The sequence below is a fragment of the Neisseria sp. HMSC067H09 genome (assembly GCF_001814135.1).
GTDB lineage: Bacteria > Pseudomonadota > Gammaproteobacteria > Burkholderiales > Neisseriaceae > Neisseria.
The window spans coordinates 1-1,151 of record NZ_KV814855.1; the positions used below are offsets into that span (position 1 = coordinate 1).

Sequence of the window (1,151 nt, forward strand, 5' to 3'; positions counted from 1 at the left end):
AAGGAAAAATTTGAACGTAGCAAACCGCACGTAAACGTTGGCACCATCGGTCACGTTGACCATGGTAAAACCACCCTGACTGCTGCTTTGACTACTATTTTGGCTAAAAAATTCGGCGGTGCTGCAAAAGCTTACGACCAAATCGACAACGCTCCCGAAGAAAAAGCCCGCGGTATTACCATCAATACCTCACACGTAGAATACGAAACCGAAACCCGCCACTACGCACACGTAGACTGCCCGGGCCACGCCGACTACGTTAAAAACATGATTACCGGTGCCGCACAAATGGACGGCGCAATCTTGGTATGTTCCGCTGCCGACGGTCCTATGCCGCAAACCCGCGAACACATCCTGTTGGCCCGCCAAGTAGGCGTACCTTACATCATCGTGTTCATGAACAAATGCGACATGGTTGACGATGCCGAGCTGTTGGAACTGGTTGAAATGGAAATCCGTGACTTGCTGTCAAGCTACGACTTCCCAGGCGACGACTGCCCGATCGTACAAGGTTCTGCACTGAAAGCCTTGGAAGGCGACGCCGCTTACGAAGAAAAAATCTTCGAACTGGCTGCCGCATTGGACAGCTACATCCCGACTCCCGAGCGTGCCGTGGACAAACCGTTCCTGTTGCCTATCGAAGACGTATTCTCCATCTCCGGTCGCGGTACCGTAGTAACCGGCCGTGTAGAGCGCGGTGTCATCCACGTTGGTGACGAGATCGAAATCGTAGGTCTGAAAGAAACCCAAAAAACCACTTGTACCGGTGTTGAGATGTTCCGCAAACTGCTGGACGAAGGTCAAGCAGGTGACAACGTAGGCGTATTGCTGCGCGGTACCAAACGCGAAGAAGTGGAACGCGGTCAAGTATTGGCTAAACCGGGTACCATCACTCCGCACACCAAATTCAAAGCGGAAGTGTACGTATTGAGCAAAGAAGAGGGTGGCCGTCATACTCCGTTCTTCGCTAACTACCGTCCTCAATTCTACTTCCGTACTACCGACGTAACCGGCGCGGTTACTTTGGAAGAAGGTGTAGAAATGGTTATGCCTGGTGAGAACGTAGCCATTACTGTAGAACTGATTGCGCCTATCGCTATGGAAGAGGGTCTGCGCTTTGCGATTCGCGAAGGTGGCCGTACCGTAGGTGC

Annotated in this window: 1 protein-coding gene; it reads left to right on the top strand. The window is 52.2% G+C overall.

Going from position 1 to position 1,151, the window contains the following annotated elements; genetic code table 11:
* A partial coding sequence (tuf, locus tag HMPREF2954_RS01280) for an elongation factor Tu (protein ID WP_321178149.1) occupies positions 1 to 1,151 on the top strand: 1,151 nt, incomplete at both ends.